The sequence below is a fragment of the Streptomyces sp. NPDC058964 genome, assembly GCF_042741275.1.
GTDB lineage: Bacteria > Actinomycetota > Actinomycetes > Streptomycetales > Streptomycetaceae > Streptomyces.
This window is the reverse complement of the sequence record NZ_JBHYKH010000782.1, coordinates 1-2863: the sequence shown is the minus strand read 5'-3', so window position 1 is coordinate 2863 and position 2863 is coordinate 1. Positions and strand designations below refer to the sequence as shown.

The 2863-nt window shown below is 74.4% G+C and carries 4 protein-coding genes; all 4 read left to right on the top strand.

Going from position 1 to position 2863, the window contains the following annotated elements:
• Window positions 1-63 (top strand): DUF6893 family small protein (locus ACFW2E_RS44645; RefSeq protein ID WP_384477265.1); only part of this gene is annotated, 63 nt, incomplete at its 5' end.
• Between the two features lie 148 nt (window positions 64-211).
• Window positions 212-607, top strand: a complete 396-nt coding sequence (locus ACFW2E_RS44640) for a hydrogenase maturation nickel metallochaperone HypA (protein ID WP_384477262.1) — start codon at window positions 212-214, stop codon at window positions 605-607.
• A 3-nt stretch (window positions 608-610) separates the two neighbouring features.
• Complete coding sequence (hypB, locus tag ACFW2E_RS44635; protein WP_384477259.1) at window positions 611-1348, top strand: hydrogenase nickel incorporation protein HypB; 738 nt, start codon at window positions 611-613, stop codon at window positions 1346-1348.
• On the top strand, window positions 1345-2863 hold a 1519-nt coding region (gene hypF / locus ACFW2E_RS44630; protein ID WP_384477256.1), incomplete at its 3' end, for a carbamoyltransferase HypF. The genes hypB and hypF, both read left to right, overlap by 4 nt.

Below are 2863 nucleotides of genomic sequence, written 5' to 3'. Positions count from 1 at the left end.
GCGCCCCACCACGTCCACTCGCTGCCCGACCTCAGGCGCTACCTGAAGATCAGCCGGATGTGAGGCACGGCTCCGTGCGCCCGGCCAAGCGTTGCGGCGAACGGCGTACGTGCCCGGGCGGCGACGGCGTGCCGAGCCGCCCGCCCGTACCGCCGCGCCTCTAATGGGATCCGGTGACCGGCGCACACACCGCGCGCCAGGACGGAGACCGATGCACGAGATGTCCATCGCGCTGGCGGTGATCGGGCAGGTGGAGGAGGCGGCCGAACGGGCCGGCGACGTCACCGCGGTGCGTTCGGTGCGACTCGAGGTGGGCGAACTCGCCGGAGTGGTCGCCGACTCCCTGTCCTTCTGCTTCGAACTCGCCTGCGCCGGCACCGTGCTGGAGGGCGCCGAACTGATCACCGACACCGTGCCGGGACGGGCGCACTGCACGCCCTGCGCGCACGTATGGGCCGTCGGCATGCCCCCCTCACTGACCTGCCCGCGCTGTGGCGGCGGGACCACCGGCCTGCTGTCGGGCCGCGAACTGCGCGTCACCAGCGTGCGATGGGACGACGGCACGGCCCCCGCACCCACCCGCGAACCGATCGTCGAGGAGCGCTGAACCATGTGCCGTGAGGTCGATCTGCAACAGGCGGTCCTCGCCCGCAACGACCAGTCCGCCCACACCCTGCGCACCGGACTGGCCGCCCGCGGCACCACGGTCGTCAACCTGCTCTCCAGCCCCGGCAGCGGCAAGACCGCCCTGCTGGAACACGAACTGACGCTGGCCCGCGAACGATGCGTTCCGGTCGCGGCGCTCACCGCGGACCTCGCCACCGAGAACGACGCGGCACGGCTGGCGCGTTCGGGCGTCCCGGTCAAGCAGGTCCTCACCGACGGGCTGTGCCACCTGGAGGCCGGGATGCTCGCCCGCCACCTGGACGGCTGGCTGCCCGACCCGACCCGGCTGCTGTTCGTGGAGAACGTGGGCAACCTCGTCTGTCCGGCCTCCTACGACCTCGGGGAGACGCTCCGGGTCGTGCTGGCCTCGGTCACGGAGGGCGAGGACAAGCCGCTGAAGTACCCCACCGCCTTCGGCCTGGCCCACCTCGTGGTGATCACGAAGACCGACATCGCCGAGGCGGTCGGCTTCGACGAGGGCGCCTTCCGGGCCAACGTGGAGCGGGTCAACCCGGGCGTCGAGGTGCTGCTCACCTCGGTACGCGCGGACCGGGGCCTCGGCGCCCTGCTCGACCGGGCCCTGGCGGCCGCGGCGGGTACCGCGCCGCACAGCCCCGTCATGGCCCGTCAGCCCCTCCACCACCATCACCACGACCACGCCTCGGTCCCCTCCCGGTCGTGAGCGTCCTGCCCCCGACAGCCGAAGCCGAAGGCCGGACACGCCTGCGCCGCCGGGTCACCGTGCGCGGCGTGGTCCAGGGAGTCGGCTTCCGGCCGTACGTCCACACCCTCGCCACCGCCCTGGACCTGTCCGGGCACGTGACCAACACCCCCGACGGAGTGGTCCTCGAGATCGAGGGCCGGCCCGAGGCGGTCAACCGGTTCTGCGCGCGGATCGCGTGCGACGCGCCGCCCCTGGCCCGCGTGGACGCCGTCGACCACCAGGACGTGCCCGCCACCGGCGACACCGGGTTCACCATCCTCGTCTCCCGCACCGCAGGACCCGCCCGCACCCTGATCCCCCCGGACACGGCGACCTGTGCGGAGTGCCTGCGCGAACTGGCCGACCCCGCCGACCGGCGCCACCGCCACCCCTTCGTCAACTGCACCCACTGCGGCCCGCGGTTCACGATCGTCACCGGTCTGCCCTACGACCGGGCGCAGACCACGATGGCCGGCTTCCCGATGTGCCCCGGCTGTGCCCGCGAGTACGCCGACCCCGCCGACCGGCGCTTCCACGCGCAACCGGTCGCCTGCCCGGCCTGCGGACCGCGCCTGCGGCTCCTCGTACGCGGACCCGAGTGCGAGGGCCCACCGGCCCCGGTCACGGCGGGTGACCCGGTCACCGAGGCCCGCGCCCTGCTGGCGAGCGGTGCGATCCTCGCCGTGAAGGGCCTCGGCGGCTACCACCTCGCCTGCGACGCCACCGACCCGGGCGCGGTCGCACTGCTGCGCCGCCGCAAGTCCAGGGGCGACAAGCCGTTCGCCGTCATGGCCCGCGGCCTCGACGACATCGAGCACCTGGTGCGGCTGGGCGCCGAGGAGCGCGGCCTCCTCACGGGTGCCCGTCGCCCCATCGTCCTGCTGCGCCGGCGCGCGGACGCCGGCGCCGCCGGACCCCGGCCCGCGGACACCGTCGCACCGGGCAGCCCCGACCTCGGCATCATGCTGCCGTACACCCCGCTGCACCACCTCCTGTTCGGCCTGCCGGGCGACCCCGAGGGCACCCCGCTGCTCGTCATGACGAGCGGCAACGTCTCCGGTGAGCCGATCGTCACCGACGACCGGGAGGCGCTGGAGCGGCTGGCGCACCTGGCCGATGCCTGGCTCACCCACGACCGGCCGATCCATGTGCCGTGCGACGATTCCGTGGTGCGCGTCTGCGACGGGAAGCCCCTCGTCGTACGCCGGGCCCGCGGATACGCGCCCCTGCCCCTGGACCTGCCCGTGCCCGTGCGCCCCGCCCTCGCGGTCGGCGGCGACCTGAAGAACACCTTCTGCCTCGGCGAGGGGCGCCGCGCCTGGCTGTCGGCCCACATCGGGGACATGGACGACCTGGCCACCCAGCGGGCCTTCGAACGTGCCGTGGGACAGCTGGAGTCCATCACCCCCGTGCGGCCCGGACTGCTGGGCGCCGACCGGCACCCCGGCTCCCGCTCCGCCCAGTGGGCGGCCCGCAACGCGGACGGCAGGCCCG

Coding starts and splice junctions, on each gene's coding strand:
- hypB (WP_384477259.1), top strand. CDS start 611: ATGTGCCGTGAGGTCGATCTGCAACAGGCGGTCCTCGCCCGCAACGAC.
- ACFW2E_RS44640 (WP_384477262.1), top strand. CDS start 212: ATGCACGAGATGTCCATCGCGCTGGCGGTGATCGGGCAGGTGGAGGAG.